The 2,020-nt window shown below is 39.7% G+C and carries 1 protein-coding gene; it reads left to right on the top strand.

From position 1 onward, the window contains the following. Positions 1-1,470 (top strand): YafY family protein (locus tag GNF10_RS36595; RefSeq protein WP_185607475.1); only part of this gene is annotated, 1,470 nt, incomplete at its 5' end. Between the last annotated feature and the right edge of the window lie 550 nt (positions 1,471-2,020).

Here is a 2,020-nt window from a genome sequence, read left to right as displayed (position 1 = left end):
CGCTTGATGTATCTAATTTCCCTAATTATTCAGTATCCGGGAATTGGAAATCTGCAAAATACTAACCCCAGTCTGCTGGAAAATATTTTTGGCAGCATTCCCCAGTTTTCTAGTGCTGTAGAGGAGATTACAGCCTTAATGCGTAAATTATACGGTACAGTCTATGCTGAACTTCAGGCGATCGCGTCTGATTTAGACTGGCTGCAAAAAAATTTCATCATTGGTTTCAATAACATTACCCCTTCTTCTCCTATCATCCCATCACCAGATCAGTCTGTTACCCCACCTGATTTTGTGGCTCATGCCTATTCCGACTTTGATACATTTGCAAGGTTGGTGCAAACAATCCGCTTTATTCTGTATCACCCATTTTTGCTGACTTCAGGAAAGGGAAGTCTGCAAACTCTCGTGTCTACACTCAGAGAAAATGGGATTATCGATGGCGATGGCTTAGATACCGTCCGCAAGGATATTGAAAAGGTTCTTAAGCCTTATAAAATATTGCCAGAATTTCCCTTGAGAGATGGGTATTTTGCAGGGACAGCGATTTTATCAACACATGAATTAACTAAAGTGTTTGATGTTCTCCAGTCTCAGGCTAAAAGCTTTGATGATCCTGTAGCACTAGACATTTATGAAACATTTGCTACGCGGATGGTAAAAAGTAAGTTAGGGGTAAATCATGTGTATCCTGTAAGGGCGATTGCTAATCGTAATATGATTGACCCAAAGTTTTTACCAACCGATGCTCTATCTAGGAATTTAGAGCAATTGGAAGAGGCAATAGCTAAAGGGCAATTACTAGAATTAAATCGCTTTTCTGGCGGTGGTAAGTTTGTTCTTGATGAAGAAAGTTTTTTTTTAGCATTTCCATTGCAAATCGTATTTTGTAACCAAGCATGGTATTTAGGTTTTGAGTGTGAAGGTGGAAAATATGCAGGGCTGTTCCGGTTTGAGCGTTTGGATAGATTGTTTGTAGGCCAATTTCAAGGAAGATTCCGTTCTAAACAGGAACAAGAAAAATCATTACAGAAATTACAGAAGCTTTCTGCTGCTAGCGCAGGGATTTTTTTAGGGTATAGCGCCAGTGACCAGCGCAAGTTTCTTTCTAATGATAAGCAAGAACATTCTCAAGCTTGTATTACAGTGGAACTGTGGTTTAACGATGCTATGTTCCGATTTATCGCTGAAGGTACTAAGAGATTCCCTGCAAAACAAATGAATATGTCTCCACCTGTAGAGGGCGGAAGATTAATGTTACCTAAGTCAATTTTCTGCCTAAAGAAAACCACAAATAAACAGTTTCCTAATCGCTTTCGCGTGGTATTGCCTATATGGTATTTGGGTGATGTGGAATTTCTGCGGTGGATTGTTGGTTTTGGTGGTAATGTGAAAGTAGTGCAGCCAGAGGAATTGCTGGTTAAGGTTAAGGAAATGGGTGAGGCGATTGTTAGGGTTTATGAGCAGTAAGAAATAAAAATATATATTTTAAGATACTTTTAAAGGTCGAGATATAAATATCCCGACCTTTTGATTTAGAAAATTCAATTCTCAGAAGAGAAGCGACATCAAGAGTTAGCTGAACTAGGTTCTAATCCCTTGTATGATGCCTTGTTTCCATTAATTCCACTTCTACAAAGAGAAGCAACCCCTCTTATTTAAACCCTTACCCAGCTTAATGTCTAGATGCCATTTGCGACGGGGTATATACTTACAGCCGAATTCAACCATAATACATAGACATCAAAACGCTGTAACCCTTACTAGAAATGACATCGGCGGGGGTAACGAGAGAATAAGCATTTACAGCTTTTGCCACCCCCGCCGCAGGGAGAGTAGGAGAACATCAAAAATTCGTCATTCGCATGAAAGCCCTAGCATGATTCCAGATCAGCCTTTACCTTAAGACATAGAACAAACTTAGCAATACCATTACATCTATGCTAGTGTGGCAAAACTTACTAGAGAAGAGCGGAAATCCTGTAATCTTGACCTTGTAGCGAAATAATGGTGCAAAAAC

Source organism: Nostoc sp. UCD121 (assembly GCF_014222285.1).
GTDB lineage: Bacteria > Cyanobacteriota > Cyanobacteriia > Cyanobacteriales > Nostocaceae > Nostoc.
The sequence above is the reverse complement of the archived record's forward strand: the minus strand, read 5'-3'. Positions and strand labels throughout refer to the sequence as shown.